The sequence below is a fragment of the Campylobacter sp. LMG 7929 genome, assembly GCF_024723595.1.
Taxonomy (GTDB): Bacteria; Campylobacterota; Campylobacteria; order Campylobacterales; family Campylobacteraceae; genus Campylobacter_D.
Genome location: NZ_JANQCY010000001.1, coordinates 107,852 through 125,359, shown reverse-complemented (window position 1 = coordinate 125,359; position 17,508 = coordinate 107,852). Strand labels below are relative to the sequence as shown.

15 protein-coding genes are annotated in these 17,508 nt (G+C 29.3%); 10 read left to right on the top strand and 5 right to left on the bottom strand.

Annotation, left to right across the window (positions count from 1 at the left end):
- Positions 1-75 precede the first annotated feature (75 nt).
- Positions 76-684: an NAD(P)H-dependent oxidoreductase gene (locus tag CAMP5118_RS00660; RefSeq protein WP_337216351.1), complete on the top strand. Its 609-nt coding sequence runs from the start codon at positions 76-78 to the stop codon at positions 682-684.
- A 69-nt stretch (positions 685-753) separates the two neighbouring features.
- Positions 754-4,266, top strand: coding sequence for an acyl-[ACP]--phospholipid O-acyltransferase (locus CAMP5118_RS00655; RefSeq protein ID WP_337216350.1), 3,513 nt, complete (start codon positions 754-756; stop codon positions 4,264-4,266).
- 29 nt (positions 4,267-4,295) lie between these two features.
- Here the strand turns inward: CAMP5118_RS00655 and CAMP5118_RS00650 are convergent, their stop codons facing one another.
- The gene (locus tag CAMP5118_RS00650; protein WP_337216349.1) at positions 4,296-6,305 is read right to left on the bottom strand and encodes a CocE/NonD family hydrolase; all 2,010 of its coding nucleotides are present in this window, start codon (positions 6,303-6,305) and stop codon (positions 4,296-4,298) included.
- Positions 6,302-7,552, bottom strand: a complete 1,251-nt coding sequence (locus CAMP5118_RS00645) for an MFS transporter (protein WP_263663202.1) — start codon at positions 7,550-7,552, stop codon at positions 6,302-6,304. Before CAMP5118_RS00645 ends, CAMP5118_RS00650 begins: the two co-directional genes overlap by 4 nt.
- Before the next feature lie 252 nt (positions 7,553-7,804).
- Here CAMP5118_RS00645 and CAMP5118_RS00640 point away from each other — a divergent pair, with 252 nt between their 5' ends.
- The 7 genes from CAMP5118_RS00640 to mnmH are packed head-to-tail and all read left to right on the top strand — an operon-like array spanning position 7,805 to position 13,058.
- Entirely contained in the window at positions 7,805-8,749 is a 945-nt protein-coding gene (locus tag CAMP5118_RS00640) for an NAD(P)-binding domain-containing protein (protein WP_337216348.1), read from the top strand.
- A 47-nt stretch (positions 8,750-8,796) separates the two neighbouring features.
- Entirely contained in the window at positions 8,797-9,435 is a 639-nt protein-coding gene (locus CAMP5118_RS00635) for a tRNA1(Val) (adenine(37)-N6)-methyltransferase (RefSeq protein ID WP_337216347.1), read from the top strand.
- Positions 9,425-9,796: a YkgJ family cysteine cluster protein gene (locus tag CAMP5118_RS00630; RefSeq protein WP_337216346.1), complete on the top strand. Its 372-nt coding sequence runs from the start codon at positions 9,425-9,427 to the stop codon at positions 9,794-9,796. The genes CAMP5118_RS00635 and CAMP5118_RS00630 overlap by 11 nt, the downstream gene beginning before the upstream one ends.
- Positions 9,772-11,007, top strand: a complete 1,236-nt coding sequence (locus CAMP5118_RS00625; RefSeq protein WP_337216345.1) for a tetratricopeptide repeat protein — start codon at positions 9,772-9,774, stop codon at positions 11,005-11,007. The genes CAMP5118_RS00630 and CAMP5118_RS00625 overlap by 25 nt, the downstream gene beginning before the upstream one ends.
- The gene (locus tag CAMP5118_RS00620; RefSeq protein WP_337216344.1) at positions 10,992-11,594 is read left to right on the top strand and encodes an indole-3-glycerol-phosphate synthase TrpC; all 603 of its coding nucleotides are present in this window, start codon (positions 10,992-10,994) and stop codon (positions 11,592-11,594) included. The genes CAMP5118_RS00625 and CAMP5118_RS00620 overlap by 16 nt, the downstream gene beginning before the upstream one ends.
- Positions 11,594-12,082, top strand: coding sequence for an HIT family protein (locus CAMP5118_RS00615; RefSeq protein WP_337216343.1), 489 nt, complete (start codon positions 11,594-11,596; stop codon positions 12,080-12,082). Before CAMP5118_RS00620 ends, CAMP5118_RS00615 begins: the two co-directional genes overlap by 1 nt.
- Positions 12,075-13,058, top strand: coding sequence for a tRNA 2-selenouridine(34) synthase MnmH (gene mnmH / locus CAMP5118_RS00610; RefSeq protein WP_337216342.1), 984 nt, complete (start codon positions 12,075-12,077; stop codon positions 13,056-13,058). The genes CAMP5118_RS00615 and mnmH overlap by 8 nt, the downstream gene beginning before the upstream one ends.
- Here mnmH and CAMP5118_RS00605 read toward each other — a convergent pair.
- From CAMP5118_RS00605 to CAMP5118_RS00595, 3 genes are read right to left on the bottom strand one after another with little or no spacing between them, the layout of a single operon-like run.
- Complete coding sequence (locus CAMP5118_RS00605) at positions 13,053-14,573, bottom strand: inorganic phosphate transporter (protein ID WP_337216341.1); 1,521 nt, start codon at positions 14,571-14,573, stop codon at positions 13,053-13,055. The genes mnmH and CAMP5118_RS00605 overlap by 6 nt on opposite strands.
- Before the next feature lie 46 nt (positions 14,574-14,619).
- Positions 14,620-15,720 carry a 4-hydroxythreonine-4-phosphate dehydrogenase gene (gene pdxA, locus CAMP5118_RS00600; RefSeq protein WP_337216340.1) on the bottom strand — a complete coding sequence of 367 codons (1,101 nt, stop codon included), beginning with the start codon at positions 15,718-15,720 and terminating at the stop codon, positions 14,620-14,622.
- Positions 15,717-16,484, bottom strand: coding sequence for a pyridoxine 5'-phosphate synthase (locus CAMP5118_RS00595; protein WP_337216339.1), 768 nt, complete (start codon positions 16,482-16,484; stop codon positions 15,717-15,719). The genes pdxA and CAMP5118_RS00595 overlap by 4 nt, the downstream gene beginning before the upstream one ends.
- 55 nt (positions 16,485-16,539) lie before the next feature.
- On the opposite strand from CAMP5118_RS00595, the gene CAMP5118_RS00590 reads away from it, so the two are divergent.
- Positions 16,540-17,499 carry a Ppx/GppA phosphatase family protein gene (locus tag CAMP5118_RS00590; protein WP_337216338.1) on the top strand — a complete coding sequence of 320 codons (960 nt, stop codon included), beginning with the start codon at positions 16,540-16,542 and terminating at the stop codon, positions 17,497-17,499.
- The last annotated feature ends 9 nt before the right edge of the window (positions 17,500-17,508 follow it).

Here is a 17,508-nt window from a genome sequence, read left to right as displayed (position 1 = left end):
ATTGTAACAATAAAATATAATTTTAACAATTTTAAAGCTTATAAGATATAAGATAAATCAAAAAAAGGAAAAATAATGCAAGATTATTTAATTTTAATGCAAAATCGCTCTTCTATTAGAGCTTACACCCAAGAAAAAATTTCTAAAGAGAATTTAGAATATATCTTAGAATGCGCTAGATTATCTCCTAGCTCCTTAGGACTTGAACCTTGGAAATTCTTAGTTTTTCAAAAAGATGAACATAAAAAAGAAATTGCTAAAATAGCTAATAATCAAAGCCATGTAGCAAATTGCGCTGCTATTATAGTTGTAATTTCAAGGGCTGATTTTAAAGATTATTTTGAAGAAAAACTAAAAAAGAGAGGTTTAAGCCAAGAAGAATTAAACAAACGCTTGCAAACTTATAAGCCATTTCTAGATGCAATGGATTTAGAACAAAGCTTTATTTATGCTAAAGAACAAAGTTATCTTGCTATTGCAAATATTATCAATGCTGCTTATAGTTTAAATTTGGGCTCATGTATCATCGGTGGCTTTGATAAAGATAAAATCAATCAATATTTAAATTTAGACACCACTAAACAGAGAGTATCTATGCTCATTACTCTAGGACATACCCAAGAAAATACTAGCGTAGAAAAAGCTCGTTTTGCATTTAATGAAGTGGTAGAATTTAAAGATTAATCAAATATCAAAACTCCATTTAAATTTTATATAATAAAATAATATTTTTAAAATAAAATGGAGTTTTAAATGCAAGGAAATTTTTTAAAGATTTTTGGCGTATTGCCATTTTTAGCAGTAGCTTTTATTAATGCTTTTGTGGATTTAGGACACAAAATCATCATACAAAATACCATTTATAAATTTTATGAAGATAACACCCAACTTTTTCTAACTGCTATTGTTAATGCTTTAATGCTTTTACCTTTTATCCTTATGCTTTCACCATCTGGATTTTTAGCGGATAAATTTCCTAAAAATAAAATCATGAAAATATCTGCATTATTTTCAGTAATATTAACTTGTATTATTTGTTTGTGTTATTATCTTGGAGCATTTTGGCTTGCATTTACAATGACTTTTATCATGGGAGTGCAATCTGCCTTATACTCTCCTGCAAAATATGGCTTTATAAAAGAATTAGTAGGAAAAGAGCTTTTAGCTATGGGAAATGGAGCTGTCAATGCAGTAAGTATTGTGGCTATTTTAGCCAGTATGGCAGTATTTTCTCTAAGCTTTGAAATGCTTTTTGAGTCAAATTTTAACACTCCTTCGGATATTTTAACACAAATTGCACCTTTGGGTTTTGTATTAATAGCTTTTGCTTTATTAGAACTTTTTTTAGCTTATAAACTTCCTAGCTTAAAAGAAGAAGATAAAAATTTAAGTTTTGATAAAAAACAATATTTACAAGGAAAGCTTTTAGCCTCTAATTTAAAAACAATATTTTCTCATAAAATTATTTGGCTTTGCATTATAGGAATTTCACTTTTTTGGGCCATATCACAACTTTATTTAGTGAGTTTTCCTGTATATGCAAAAAATGATCTTTTCATGGAAAATACCTTTTATGTACAATGCTCTTTAGCTTTTTCTGGTATAGGAGTGATTATAGGATCGCTTATTAGTGGTAAGTTTTCTAAAAATTACATCGAATTAGGTCTTATACCACTAGGTGCCTTAGGGATTTTTCTAATGAGCATTTTAATGCCATTTTTAGAAAACTTACTAAGTTATAGTGTAGTGTTTTTTATTTTTGGTTTAAGCGGAGCATTTTTTATCATACCTTTAAACTCTCTAATACAATTTCATGCAAAAGAAAATGAATTAGGAAAAGTCTTAGCAGGAAATAATTTCATACAAAATATTTTTATGTTAGGCTTTTTAGCACTAGCTACTTTTGCTGCTTATGCTAAAATTGAAGTGATAAATTTGTTTTATTTTATCATCGCTGTGGCATTTTTTGGAAGCATTTATGTGCTAAGTAAATTACCTTTTTCTTTAGTGCGTTTATTAATGAGTATAGCGTTTTTTCAACGCTATCGTTTATTAGTAGAAGGTTTTGAGAATATTCCTGAAAAAAGTGGAGGATTATTACTTGGTAATCATATATCTTTTATAGATTGGGCTATTGTGCAAATGGCTATACCAAGAAAAATTTATTTTGTTATGGAAAAAAGCATTTATTCTAAGTGGTATATTAGAATTTTTCTTGATAAATTTGGAGTTATTCCTGTTTCAAGCGCTTCTAGCAAATCAAGCTTAGAGCTTATTGCTATGCATATTAAAAATGGAAATTTAGTTTGCCTTTTCCCAGAAGGAGTGCTTTCACGCCATGGACAGCTTAATGAATTTAAAGGTGGATTTGAGTTAGTTTGCTCAAAATTAGAAGAGCAAGATGGAGTGATTTTACCTTTTTATATTAGAGGACTTTGGGGAAGTGCTTTTTCAAGAAGTGATGAAGAATTTTCAGCAAGAAACCGCAAAATAAGCAAAAGAAAAATCGCTATTGCTTTTGGAAAAAGCTTGCCAATACACACTAAAAAAGAAGTGGTTAAAGCAAAGGTTTTTGAACTTTCATTTATTGCTTGGAAATCTCAATGTGAAAGTATGCATACTATAGCTAGAGCTTGGATAGATAGCGCTAAAAGAAATTTAAGTCAAATAGCTATTGTTGATCCTTTAATAGGTGGTATTACCTATAGAAAAATGCTTGCTTTAAGTTTGGTTTTTAGCTCTTTCATAAAAGATAGATCGCATGAGCTAAATATACAACCTACCCAAGGAAGCTATGCTCCAAAAGAAGAATGTGTGGGAATTTTACTCCCTGCTTCTATGGCTAGTTCTCTTTGCAATCTAGCTGTATTGCTTGCAAATAAAATCGTAGTAAATTTAAACTTCACAGCAGGTGTAAAAGCGATTAATCAAGCCATTCAAAGTTCTCAAATTCAACAAATTTATACTTCTAGAAAATTTATGGAAAAATTAGAAAATAAAGGTATAAAACTAGAATTTAAAGAGCATGTTAGAATTATTTTTATGGAAGATGTTATCGCAAGCTTTAAAAGACAAAAACTCAAAATCTTTTCTATGCTTGCTTTAGTAAGTATCTTACCTACTTGTTTAATAAAAGCATTATTTGCACCTAATAAACAAAATCTTGCCATAGCTGCTATATTATTTAGTAGTGGTAGCGAGGGAGCGCCTAAAGGAGTAATGCTAAATAATCGTAATATTTTAAGCAATATAGCTCAAATTTCAGATGTATTATGTGCAAAAAATGAAGATATTGTCTTATCTTCTTTACCACCTTTTCATGCTTTTGGATTAACTGTAACTACTTTTATGCCTTTATTAGAAGGGATTAAAAGCATAACACATGCTGATCCAACAGATGCGCTAGGTGTAGCAAAAACTATAGTAAAAAATAATGTTAGTATTATGTGTGCTACTTCAACTTTTCTAGGTATTTATGCAAGAAATAAAAAACTTGATGCGATTATGTTTGAAAGCTTAAGGATTATCGTCTCAGGTGCTGAAAAACTCAAAAGCGAAGTAAGAACTGCCTTTGAAATGAAATTTAAAAAACCTATTTTTGAAGGTTATGGAGCTACTGAAACCACTCCGGTTGCAAGTGTAAATTTACCAAATAAATTTGATCCTGACTATTGGATTTTACACCGTGCAAATAAAGAAGGTAGTGTAGGTATGCCTTTACCAGGAAGCGCTATACGCATAGTAGATCCATCTACTTATGAAAGTTTAAATCATGGAGAAGATGGATTAATACTCATTGGTGGCCATCAGGTTATGGTAGGTTATTTAAACAATAAAGAAAAAACCGGTGAAGTTATCAAAGAAATCGATGGCATACGCTGGTATAATACCGGCGATAAAGGTCATGTAGATGAGGATGGCTTTTTATATATAGTAGATCGTTATTCTCGTTTTGCAAAAATTGGTGGCGAGATGATATCTTTAGGGGCTTTAGAAGAGGAAATTGCTAAATTTATCAATACAGATATAGTAAAATTTTGCGCAGTTGCACTAGATGATGATAAAAAAGGTGAAATGGTATGCTTATTAGTAGAATGCCAAGAGCAAGATTTTGATGGAATTTGCGAAGCGATTAAAAACTCTACTATGCCTGCTATTTTTAAACCAAGTAAATATTTTAAAGTAGAACAAATTCCACTTTTAGGTTCTGGCAAAGTGGATTTAAAAGGCGCTAAAGATTTAGCTAAAATCTTGCAAGAAAATTAATTCCCAAAGTAATTTTACTTTGGGAAATTTTACAAACTATTTCTTTTAGTTTTATAATCATATTTTTTATCAAAAACAAGTTTATCGTTTTCTTTGACTGCTATTTTTCCCTTAATATAAAAATACTCCAAATCACTAGTTTGTGTTAAGATTATATCAGTCTCCATCATACAACCCTCACGTCCTATTTGCATTGTTTGAGTAATGGTATATTGCGCGCTTAATGGGTTTTCATTTTGAAGTTTTAATTCTCTTTTTAAATTATGCTTTACTAAAACATCAACCTCATCAAATCTATAAACACCTTCTCCAAAAACTCCGCCAACACCATCTGTAATACAAGTCCAAGTATCATTTAAAATATCATAAGAAATGCTTCTATCTACCCTACCTTCTTCTAAAAGTGTTATTGGAGTTAAAGGAGCACTTTGTGCTTGCATATTGATTTTATTACTATTTTGTCCATTAAAACATGGCAAATTAAATTCACACTCATTTAAATCCAAAGTCAAGGTTGAAATTTTTGGCATAGGCCAAAACATAGGCCAAAAAGAATTTGCTAATGATAATCTTATCTTAGAACCCTTGCCAAATCTATATCCACAAGCATCAAGTTTGATTTGCTTTTGGATAAATTCATCTTTTTTTAAAGGTATAAATTGCTCTTTATCATCACTTAATGCAAGATTGATCACTCCATAACTTACTCTTTTTACAAAACCATCAGCTCTAACTTCACTAAGCTGAGCAAAGAGCATAGCTTTTCCTTGATCACTTGCAATTTTTACATTTAAAACCGGAAAACCCAAAATATCTAAATCTTGTTCTAAAAAATCACTTTCAAAAACAACTGCCATCCCATCATCCAACCTTTGATCACTAGGACTTTCTCCTAAAACACCAGCCCCCATCCACTCTCCGGATAAAAGCCCATGATTTAATGGGGTGTTAATTTTGATAAATTCACTTGATTTTTTGCATGTTAGTTTATACGGATTTAAATAGTATTTTTTATAGCTAATATTATTTTTAAAATCATTTAAAGCAACAAAACGACCTTCTACTTTCTCTGTTTTTGAATTTGGCTTAGAACTATTTTCAATATATGCTTGTATCATAGGAGCTTCAAGCACATCGTTTTCTTCATTTTTAAGCCATTTATCCCACCATTTAAGTGCTTCTTGTAAAAAACCCATTGCAGGCAAAGGAGATCCATCATGAGGATAAACATGAGCCCAAGGACCAACGATAGCTTTTTTTGGAACTTTCAAAGCATTCATTAGAGTAAAAACAGGATTAGTATAAGAATCAGCCCACCCATCTAATGCAAAAACAGGAACTTGTATATCATCATAATTTTCTCCAACAGATCCATGCTTCCAATAATCATCTTTTAAAGTATGCTCAAGCCACAATGCGGGCCATAAAGGCATATTCTCAAGCCTATTGAGCCATTTATTTCTACCATTTGAATCAATTTTTGGATCAACAAAGCGCGATTGATATGCAAGCATAATATTACCCCACCAAAAATTATCATTAAGTAAACATCCACCTTTATAATGAATATCTTCATTAAACCTATCATCAGTAAAACCTACCACTATAATAGCTTTTAAATTTTTGGGTCTTCTTGCTGCAACTTGTAAAGAATTAAATCCACCCCAAGATTTACCCATCATACCAATATTTCCATCACACCATTCTTGCTTTGCTATCCATTCAATGACTTCTAAGGCATCATCTTGTTCTTGCTTTAAATATTCATCTTCTAATAAACCATCAGATTCCCCACTTCCTCTAATATCAACTCTAACAACCGCATAACCATTACCACTAAAATATCCATGCATAGGCTCATCTCTACCTCTTGTTCCATCATTTTTTCTATAAGGAATGTATTCTAATATAGCAGGAACTTTTTCTTTAACCTGAGGAAGCCAAATTCGTGATGAAAGCTTGGTGCCATCTTTTAAAACTATCCATTCATTTTCTATCACTTTAACCTTGTTTTTAAAATCAAGAATAATTTCTTTCATTTCATCTCCTTTTTATTGTATTTTTTAATCCAAATCAAACAAAACATTACACCCAAAATAGCCATAGCTATCATAATAGTAAAATATATATGAAAACCTTTTACACCTGGATATCTATCTAATAAATCTCCAGCAAGCAAAGGTGCAAAAACCTCAGGTAAATATCCAAAAGTAGATACAATACCTATGGCCATACCTGCTAAATGAATAGGAATTTTTCCCTCACTAAGTAAAGAATAATAAATTCCAAAATTAGAATACATAGCTACATAAATTACCACACAAGCAGAAGTTAAAACGCTCATTTGCAAAAATCCATTTAATTTTGAACTAAGCATTAAAAAAATAACACCAATTCCCATTAAAATAAAGCCTATCATCATTATTTTAGCCTTTCCATATCCATCTGCTATAAACCCACCTACCACAGAAGAAACAGGACGAATGTATTGAGCTAATACTGTTAAAATAGCTGCAAAAACAGCAGAAGCTCCTATCACATTACTTGCATAAGGAGTAAAATAATAAAAGCTCATATTAAAAAAATAGGTACAAAAAGTAATAGCAACCACAAGCCAAAGAGCAGAATTTTTCAAAAGAAAAACTAAATCTTTGATTTTAATCTTCTCACTTTGTTCATTAACCTCATCTTTTAAGAGAAAAAATAATAAAACAGCACTTGCAATAGGAGCTATAGAATAAAAAATAATAACCATTTCTATACCTTGCGCGGCTAAAGCTTTTGTTTGAAAATATCCAAAAATACTTGTAGCTATAGCCAAATGCGCAGCACCAACAACACCTCTACCACCTTCAAAAATTCCATAAGCTTTTGCTTGTTCTTTAGAATTTGCCAAGCTTCTTACTATTTTCATCAAAGAAGGCCAAAAAGTTAATAATGAAGTAATCCCCCAAATTCCATAAATAATCAAAAGTGCATTTAAAGAAGTAAAATATAAATGCAACAAACCACCAAGCCCTGTAGCAATTAAAGAAAAAATCAATAATTTTTTTGGCGCAAAACGATCTGCTAAATACCCTCCTAAGGCATAAGAAAACAAACCAAGCAATCCATAAGCACTACCCAAAAGCCCCATTTCAAAATTATTTAAATGATAAAGACTCATATAATCATCATAATAATATTTTCTAAAATAAGGCAAACCATAAATAATAGATCCACAAAAAGATAATAACAATAATGTAAAAAAATTATTTTTTAAACTTTGCTCTTTATTTTCATACATTAAAAACCTCCTTTTTTATACTATATATGATTTTTTTATTTTTTAATCTAAATATAGATAATTTTGCATAAAAATTTTAAATTGATATATTTTTTTACACACTTAAGATAATTTTTAAAAATTTTTTTTAATTAAATGAGTTGCAATAAAAACAAAAACTCTACAAAAAATTAAAATTATCTATAAATTTTTATATTTCATTATCATTTTTTTGATACATTTACACATTAAAATACTGAAAAAAGGGAAATAATGAAAATTTTTGATATGGTAGTTATTGGTGCTGGCCCTGCAGGTATTGCAGCGGGAGTAGAAGCTAAAATAAAAAATAAAGAAGTTATTGTTTTAGAAAAAGCTGATGCGATTTGTCAAACATTAGTAAAATTTTACAAAGAAGGCAAAAGAGTAGATAAAGCTTATAAAGGTTGTGATAGCACAAATCACGGGCATATAAATTTTGAAGATGGAACTAGAGAAAGTACGATAGAAATTTTCCAAAATGCTATCAAAGAGCATAATCTTGAAGTAAAGCTTTCTAGTGAAGTTGAAAGTGTTAAAAAAGATGGAGAAAATTTCATCGTTAGCACTGCAAATGAAAATTATATTTGTAAAAATGCAGTTATTGCCATAGGTAGAATGGGTAAACCGAATAAACCAAGCTATACTTTACCTATAACTTTAACAAAAATCATCAATTTTAATGCAAATTCAGCAAGCCAAGGTGAAAAAATCTTAGTTGTAGGTGGTGGAAATTCAGCAGCAGAATACGCTATAGATTTAGCTAAAAATAATGATGTTACACTTTGCTATAGAAGAGAAACTTTCTCAAGATTAAACGATATTAATCTAGAAGATATTCAAAAAGCTTTTGAACAAGGTAGTGTAAAAGCAAAACTTGGCATAGATATAACTAGCATTGAAGATGAAAGCGGTAAAGCTAAAGTAAATTTTACTAATGACACAAATGAAATTTATGATCGTATCATTTATGCTATTGGTGGTTCAACTCCACTTGATTTCTTACAAAAATGCTCTATAGAAGTTGATGAAAAAGGTGTGCCAAGCTTTGATGAAAATAAAGAAAGCAATATAAAAGGATTATTCGTAGCAGGTGATATAGCGAGTAAAAACGGAGCTTCTATTGTAGTGGGTTTAAATGATTCATTTAAAATCTGCGATCATCTTTATAAATGCTAAAACTCTTTCAATATTCAAAAGGCTATCGCTATAATAACGATAGCCTTTTGCTTTTTGACTTTTTATCTAAAAATAATTTAAAAGGAAATATCCTTGATATAGGATGCGGTTGTGGAATTTTAGGACTTTTAATAAAGCAAAGATTTCCAAATTCAAAAGTTTATCTACTAGATATCCAAGAGCAAAATATCAAACTAAGTTATAAAAATGCCAAAGAAAATAAACTTGAAATTCAAGGCATTTGTGAAGATTTTTTAAACTATAAAAGTGATATAAAATTTGATTTTTTAATCTCTAATCCTCCATTTTATAAAAAAAATACACAAAAAAGCCAAGATTTACATTTATGTATATCAAGATATCAAGATTTTATGCCACTTGAGAAAATGTTTGCTAAAATAAATACTTTAATCAAACCAAATGGTAGTTTTTTTATGTGTTATGAGGCAAGTTTTTTAGATGAAATTTGTGCTTATTTAAAACATTTTAAATTAAAACTAGTTTCACTTCAATGTGTTCATACTAATGCACAAACTAACGCAAGACTTGTTTTAATGCATATTAAAAAAAATAGCAAAAGTCCATGCGCTATAATGCCTACACTTTTTATGTATGAAAATGATGTTTTAAATCCAAAAATTAGTGAAATTTATAAAAATACAGGAACTATAAACTATGATGTGTGAAAAAGGTTTTGATTATTCTTTTGATGAAAGTGCTTGTGAAAAATGCGGCGGGAAGTGTTGCACTGGAGAAAGTGGGTATATCTATGCTAGCAAAGAAGAATTAGAAGCTATTGCTAGTTTTTTAAATTTAAGCTTTGAAACCTTTAAAGAGCAATACCTCATCAAAGTTGGGTTTAAATATAGCCTTAAAGAAGCAAAGTATGAAAATGGCTATCGTTGTATTTTTTTTGATACAATGTATAAAAAATGTTTAATTTACAAGCATAGACCAAAACAATGCAGAACTTTTCCATTTTGGGAGTATTTTAAAACACACAAAGAGGAGTTAAAAAAAGAATGTATAGGGGTTTGCTTTCACTAATTATAGTTTTTATCCTAACAAGCCTTGCTTTAGCCAAAGGTGAAGATAAAATCCTACAAGCACTTATTTATGAAGAGCATGGGCAATTTCAAAAAGCATGTGATATTTATACAAATTTATTTCATGAAAATAATGAAAGTATTTATTTGCAAAAGGCTTTACTTTTAGCTTTAAGTGCTAATTTAAAACAAAAAGATGAGCTTTTAAAAGCTTCTAAAGACTTTTTAGAACACACAGCTATTGCAAGATTAAATGCTTTATATTTTTTTGAAATAGGAGATTATAAACAAGCTGAAGCTATACTTTATAAACTCATTAAAGAAGAACAAGATTACAGAAATTATGAAATATTAGGCGATATTTTTGCCAAAAAAGCTTTATATACTAAAGCTTTAGAACAATACAATCTTGCTTATAAGCTTTTTGAGCATGAAAATTTATTACTTAAAATAGTTGAAATTAATATCAAAAATAAAAATATTGATCAAGCTAAAAAAGCTTTAGAAGAATTTGTAAAAAAATCACAATGCACTCTTAAAACATGCACCCTACTTTTAAAAATTTATCAAGAGCAAAAAGATCATAAAGCAAGTATTCAAACCCTTGAAAAGCTATATAAACTCAACAATGACATTAAATACATCTACGCTATGATAGAATTACTAGTACAAGAAAAAAATTATACTCAGGCTCTAAATTTAACCCAAAAATATAACATAGATCCTGATACCAAAATTTTCTTATACACACAAACAAAAGATTATAAAAAGGCCTATGAAATAGCTTTAAAACATTATGAACTTAGCAAAGATAAAAAATATCTTTCTATGGCAGGTGTTTTAGAATTTGAAATTCATATGGATCCTAGAAGTAAAAAAGTCACGGATCCAAAAATTCTAGCCTCTATCATGAAAAAATTTGAACAAAGCGTAGATGTGCGCAGTGATGCTTTATATCAAAACTACTATGGCTATGCTTTAATTGAATATGATATTGATATAGCCAAAGGTATAGAGCTAGTAGGCTGGGCACTTGAACAAGAACCACAAAATCTTTACTATCTAGACTCTTTAGCTTGGGGGTATTATAAACTTAAAAATTGCAAAAAGGCTTATGAAATTTTGCAAAAAACACTGCATGATAAAGAATTTTCAAGCTCAGATGAAAGCAAAGAGCATTTAAAGGCTATCGAAAAATGTTTAAAACAATAGATTTAAAAAATCATTTTTCAAAAACACAAAAAAATCTTGAAAGCAAAAAAGAAATTTTTCCTTATGATATGTTAGGTAGAAGTCTAGCTTCTAATGCCTTTTATCCTAAAGATATTTATACACTTTTACTTGAAGGAAAACTTTCACATTTTTTATATTCTAAAGATTTAAATTTTAATCATAAAAATTTTGATGCCATCATCTTACCAACAAGCCCTTTGCTTAATCAAGACATACAAAATTTAAGTCTTTTTAGACGCTATCATGAAAAACCTATTGTGCAATTTGATTTTATTTTTGATGAATATCAAATTTTAGAAAGCTTAGTATATGGGGCTGATGCATTTATTGTATTTCCTAAAATGCTAAAAACCATGCAACTAAAAAAACTTTATAATTTTGCAATACATCTTGGCTTAGAAGCCATTTTTTACCTTGAAAGCAAAAGTGACCTTAATAATGCTATTTTAGCAGGAGCTAGAATTTTTTTACTAGAAGATGAAAAGCTATTACCTTTAATACCAAAAAATAAAGCTCTTATAAGTAAAAATATTAAAAATCTACATGCTTGCATAAAGGAGAGTTGATGGAGTATTTATACGCACCTTGGAGGGATGTTTATTTTAACAATAAAGATAAAAATTTTTGCCCTTTTTGTCATTGCAAGTATGAGCTTAATGAAGATGAAAAACTTAGGGTGATTTTTAGAGCTAAAGAATGTTTTGGCATTATGAATAAGTACCCTTATAGTCCGGGTCATTTTATGATTATCCCTTATGAGCATTTAGAAAATATAGAAGATTTAAGTAATGATACATGGCTAGAAATTAGCCATTTTGTGCGTATTGGAGTTAAAATTTTAAAAGAAAACTTTCACGCTAAGGGTGTTAATATAGGTATGAATTTAGGCAGTGCAGCAGGAGCTGGCATAGCACCACATTGTCATTATCATTTAATCCCAAGATGGCAAGGCGATACAAATTTTATCACCACCATAGGACAAACTAGAGTTTGCGGGAGCGATTTGGAAAAAGTTTATACCACCTTATGTAAAGCTTTTAAAGACTATGTATAAAGAAGTTGATTTTGAAAATTTTTTAAAATTTAATTTTGATCTTTTAATTGATGCAAGAAGCCCCAAAGAATACAAACTTGCTCATATAAAATCTGCGCAAAATTACTATGCGCTCAATGATAATGAATTTGAAGAAATAGGCACACTTTATAAGAAAAATAAAGGCTTAGCTAAAGCAAAAGGTGTAAGTTATATTTGCAAAAATATGAGTGAGCATATTAATAAAATTTATCAAAATTATAAAATAGGCTCTTTGGTGGGAATTTATTGTGCAAGGGGTGGTAAAAGATCAAAAGCTATTGCTTTAATTTTAGCTGAACTTGGTTATAGGGTTGTAAGATTAGAAGGTGGATACAAAGCCTATAGAAGTTATGTGAGTGAGTTTTTTAGAAAAGATTTAAATATTGAGTTTTTATGCCTTTGTGGTAATACAGCAAGTGGTAAAAGTGATTTAATCCAAACTTTAGATAATGCTTTAAATTTAGAAAAACTAGCCAACCACCAAGGATCTAGTTTTGGTAAAATTTATGGAGAACAACCAAGCCAAAAAGCCTTTGAAGATGGATTGTTTTATTTTTTAAAAGATTATACTTATAAAACTTGTTTTATAGAAGCTGAAAGCAGACAAATTGGAAATTTAACTATCCCACTAAATTTATACAATAGCATGCAAAAAGCTAAGAAAATTTGGTGTGAGTGTGACACGAATTTACGTGTTCAAAGAGTTTTAAAAAACTACACTCCAATGGATAAAAAAGTATTTTATCAATGTGTTGAAAAAATATCACCTTATATTAGCAAGGATTTTAAATTAAGACTTTGTCAAAATTATGAAGAAAACAATTTAGAACTTTGTGTAAAAATGCTTTTTGAATATTATGATAAAGTATATAAAAAACCTTCAAAAATTGATTATTTTATCAATAGTTCTAATTTAGATGAAGCTAAAAAACATCTTATGAGTTTAAACTCATAAGATTGTATTTACAAAGATAATAAAAATAATACTTGAAAGAATTCCAGCAACTGGTAAGGTAATCACCCATGCTAAACCAATAGGTTTCATCATAGCCCATTTAGCATCTTTATTAAATACCCCTATACCTAAAATAGCACCGATTAAAATATGGGTTGAGCTAACTGGAATTCCAAGTTGGGTAGCTAAAAGTATAACAATACTTGCGCCAAGTTCAGCACTAAAGCCTGTTGTTGGTTTAATTTCAGCAAGTTTTGAACCCACAGTTTGAATAACTTCTTTACCCAAAAACCAAAGTCCAATAACCAAAGCTATACCAAACATAAGCATTACAGCAAAAGGTACTGGTGAGCTAGGATTAATGGTGTTATTTTTAAGTACATCTAAAATAGCAGCAAATGGTCCAAGAGCATTAGCTATATCATTAGCTCCATGTGAAAAAGCAAAACTTGAAGCAGTAAAAATTTGAAACCATGAAAAAATCTTTTCTATGGTCTTATTAACCTGAGTTTTTTTCATCAACCTCACGACTGCTAAAGTAACAATATAAGCAAAAATAGAAATAATCGAAACTATCCATAAATTTTGCATTACATCTAAAGTAGAAACATTATTTAAACCCTTAAATAAAAACATAGAAGCAATAGTCAATGCACCTACACCTGCTATTAAAGGAACATGAAATTTCATTCTTGAGAAAACATCTATGTTTTTTTCTTTTTCTTTTAATTCTTTGATTTTTAACTTATATTCACTTCTTTTTTCATCATCATCTAAAACAATAGCACTAAGTTCTTTGATTTGCTCTTCTTGGCTTTTGTTTTTTAAATTTTTAAAATATTCTTCTTTAAAAGCCTTTTTTTCTTTTTTGATTTCTTTTACCACAAGAGTTATTTCTTCTGATGGCTTTAGGATTTTTTTATAAATATAAGCATAAATTAAATACGCCACAAGCCCACCAAGCAAAGGCGAAATAACCCAACTCATAGCTATTTTATAAATACCATTCCAATTTACCATAGATAATGCTTGAGCTTGATCAAAAAATACAAAGCCCATAGCAATACTTGAACCTACAATACCTCCTATAATACTATGAGTGGTAGAAACTGGAAGTCCTTTTTTAGTCGCTACAAAAAGCCAAATTCCTGAACTTAATAAAGCTGAGAGCATTACGCATACAAATACCATAGGATTAATCCCATCAGGTAAAACTACTATACCACTTCTTATAGTATTTGTTACTTCCCCACCTGCAAACACAGCCCCGCTTAATTCAAACACCGCTGCAATAATCAAAGCTTGTTTTATAGTAACTGTTTTAGCGCCTACGCTAGTACCAAATGAATTTGCTACATCATTACCACCAACGTTAAAGGCCATGAAAATACCAAATATACTAGCAAGGATAAATAATATCATGGAATTATTAGGAATATAATTATATCCCCAAACAAAAAAGCATAAAACACTCACAATAAAAATAAAAAATGCAATAGCATTATCTTTACTCAAGCATTCTCCTTAAGAATTAATTTTAATGAATTAATTTTAGTAACTTTTACTTAGTTTTTTCTTTGATCTTTAAAAATTGCAAAGCAGATTTCACTGCTTGCATATAACTTTGTAAATTAATTTTTTCATTTTTATAAGCCTTATCATAAGCTGTACCATGATCAACACTAGTGCGAATTATAGGTAAATTTAAACTTACATTAATACTTTTTTCAAAATACAAAGCCTTTAAAGGCGCTAAGCCTACATCATGATACATACTCACTAAATACTTGCATTTACTTAACGCAAAAGGAGTAAAAGCACTATCAGCCACTAAAGGCTCACTTAAATAAATATTTTCCTTATAAGAAAGTTCTTTTTCTTTTTGACTTAAAAAATCTTCATTTTCTAAATTTTGTAAATTCAACGCGTAATCTTTTAAAAATACATTTGCCATTCTTATAGCTTTTTTTATTTCCTGCTCTTCTTCTCCACCTATTACACCATTATCACTTGCATGAGGGTTAAAACTTAAAACTCCAATTTTCTCAAATAAAGTGCATTGATAAAAATTAATTAAAAATTGCGCGAGTTTGAAAGCCTTAATTTCTTTATAAACATCTCTTAAAGCCATATGCTCAGTATATAAAGCCACAAAAAGCTCATCACACCCTAACATCATAATAGCATCTTGTTTGAAAAAATCTCTTAATGCCTCAGTATGACCTTTATAACTCACTCCCCCCATTTGCCAAGTCTTTTTATTAATCGGTAAAGTTACCAAAGCATCTAAAAACAAATGCGTGCAATAACTAGCTCCTTCAAAACTTAAAAAAGAATAAACCCCACTTTTAGCGTCTAAATTCGCAGGGTTTAACTCAAAATCAAAATCAATAATTTTACTAGCTTGATATGAAAACTCATAAATTAAAAAATTTTCTTTTTCTTCTTTAAAGACAAAATGTGGTTTTGAAGCATTAGAAATTTCAACTAAATTGATTTTAGATTTAGGATTTATTTTCAAAAGTTTATTTGCTTTTTGAAATAATTCATAATGCACAAAATAATAAGGCTCGCAAATTTTTACTAGCTCATCATGACAAGCTAATAAAATTTGCATACCTATGCCATTTAAATCCCCTATGCTAATGGCAATTTTTTTCATCTTTTAATCAAAGCTTTCATTTGCAATATAGCTTTTTCTAAGCCTATAAAAACCGATCTTGCTACTATACTTTGGCCTATATTTAACTCTTCTATTTCTAAAATATCTACAATATTTTTTACATTTTTATAATTAAGTCCATGTCCAGCTGCCACTCTTAAATTTAAACTCTTAGCCAAACTTGCACTTTGTCTTAATCTTTGGAGTTCATTTTCTAAAAGATTTTTGAGTTCATTTTTGCTTAAAATTAATTCAGGCAATGCATAGGAAGTTTGATTGATATTAGTATATAATGCATTGTAAATATTAGCATACAAGCCTGTATGAAGCTCTATAAAATCAGCATTTAAAGAAGATGATTTATTAATATCTTCTAAATTTGGATCAATAAATAAAGAAACTTCGATTTGCTCTTGCTTTAAAGCACTAATAGTTTCTTGTAGTTTTTCATTATCTAAATTTAAACCACCTTCTGTTGTAAGCTCTTGTCTTTTTTCAGGTACTAAAGTAACGCGCGAGGGTTTGTATTTTAAAGCATACTCTATCATATCAATAGAGCATTCTAAATTCACTACACATTTGCAATATTTTAAAATATTTTCTAAATCAAACTCATTAGCATGGCGACGATCTTCTCTCACATGGATAGTGATTTGATCAGCTAAATTTGCACTCAAAATAGCAGCTTCAAGTAAATCAGGATCATTTACTTTTCTAGCTTCTCTTAAAACTGCTATATGATCGATATTAACCCCTAAAAGCATAAGTTTTCCTTATAAGTTTTTTGCTATTATACTTTAAATTTTTTAAGGAGAGCTAGTGCTAGGTATTGATATGGGTTCAAATACATTAAGAGCTGTTTTAATGGATGAGAATTTTAATAAATTAAAAAGCGAAGAATTTATCATAGGTGCAGCTAAAAATATGCAAAATGACACCATTAGCAATGAAGCCATAGAAAGAATTTTTAGCGCTTTGAAAATCTTAAAAGAAAAAAACTATGATTTAAGTCAAGCCAAAGCAGTCGCCACAGCTGCTTTTAGAAAAGCAAAAAATACTGAGTTTATTTTTGAAAAAATTCAAAAAGAATTTAAACTTGATATAAAATTAGTCGATGCAAAAACCGAAGCAAAACTAAGCATTTTAGGTATGCAAGAGCGTCTTAAAGCTCTTAAACTTTTTAGAAAAGACTTAAACTATTGTGATTTAGGCGGTGCTTCTTGTGAAATTTCAAATGAAAAGTTTAGTAAAAGTTATGATTTTGGAATTATTAGTTTTTATGAAAGAATGCATTTTAAAGCTATAAAACCAAGTGCTTATGTAAGATTTTTTAAAAAATATCCACAAAATCTTGCACGTATTAAAGATGAAAAATTAAAAATTCATCTAAGCCCCTACCCTGCGCATCTAAAACAACTTGTCTTAAAAGCTTTTAATCTTAGTAAAGATATAAAATTAAAAGGAAATTTTTTCATATTAAATTCAGGAGTACCCACCACACTTTGTGCTTATAAACAAAACATAAAATACAAAGATTACCTAGAAGAAAGTGTAAATGGTAAAATACTCAAACGCAAAGATTTTTTTGATTTTGCATTAAAAATTTGGAATTTAGAACAAGAAAAAGCTAAAATTTACCTTGGAGAAAATAGAAAAAAATACCTCATAGCAGGCTCAATGATACTTTTTGCTTTATTTAATAAGCAAAAGCTCATTGTAATTGATGATGGTGTTAGAGAAGGTGTGTGTATAGCACATTTTAAAAATATCAAATTTTAAAGGAGAAAA

What these genes read in the sequence shown, in the direction of transcription:
- CAMP5118_RS00625 (WP_337216345.1), top strand. Translation starts at nt 9,772, where the DNA reads ATGTATAGGGGTTTGCTTTCACTAATTATAGTTTTTATCCTAACAAGC.
- CAMP5118_RS00640 (WP_337216348.1), top strand. Translation starts at nt 7,805, where the DNA reads ATGAAAATTTTTGATATGGTAGTTATTGGTGCTGGCCCTGCAGGTATT.
- CAMP5118_RS00620 (WP_337216344.1), top strand. Translation starts at nt 10,992, where the DNA reads ATGTTTAAAACAATAGATTTAAAAAATCATTTTTCAAAAACACAAAAA.
- CAMP5118_RS00655 (WP_337216350.1), top strand. Translation starts at nt 754, where the DNA reads ATGCAAGGAAATTTTTTAAAGATTTTTGGCGTATTGCCATTTTTAGCA.
- CAMP5118_RS00630 (WP_337216346.1), top strand. Translation starts at nt 9,425, where the DNA reads ATGATGTGTGAAAAAGGTTTTGATTATTCTTTTGATGAAAGTGCTTGT.
- CAMP5118_RS00660 (WP_337216351.1), top strand. Translation starts at nt 76, where the DNA reads ATGCAAGATTATTTAATTTTAATGCAAAATCGCTCTTCTATTAGAGCT.
- CAMP5118_RS00595 (WP_337216339.1), bottom strand. Translation starts at nt 16,484, where the DNA reads ATGCTTTTAGGGGTTAATATCGATCATATAGCAGTTTTAAGAGAAGCT.
- CAMP5118_RS00645 (WP_263663202.1), bottom strand. Translation starts at nt 7,552, where the DNA reads ATGTATGAAAATAAAGAGCAAAGTTTAAAAAATAATTTTTTTACATTA.
- CAMP5118_RS00615 (WP_337216343.1), top strand. Translation starts at nt 11,594, where the DNA reads ATGGAGTATTTATACGCACCTTGGAGGGATGTTTATTTTAACAATAAA.
- CAMP5118_RS00650 (WP_337216349.1), bottom strand. Translation starts at nt 6,305, where the DNA reads ATGAAAGAAATTATTCTTGATTTTAAAAACAAGGTTAAAGTGATAGAA.
- pdxA (WP_337216340.1), bottom strand. Translation starts at nt 15,720, where the DNA reads ATGAAAAAAATTGCCATTAGCATAGGGGATTTAAATGGCATAGGTATG.
- mnmH (WP_337216342.1), top strand. Translation starts at nt 12,075, where the DNA reads ATGTATAAAGAAGTTGATTTTGAAAATTTTTTAAAATTTAATTTTGAT.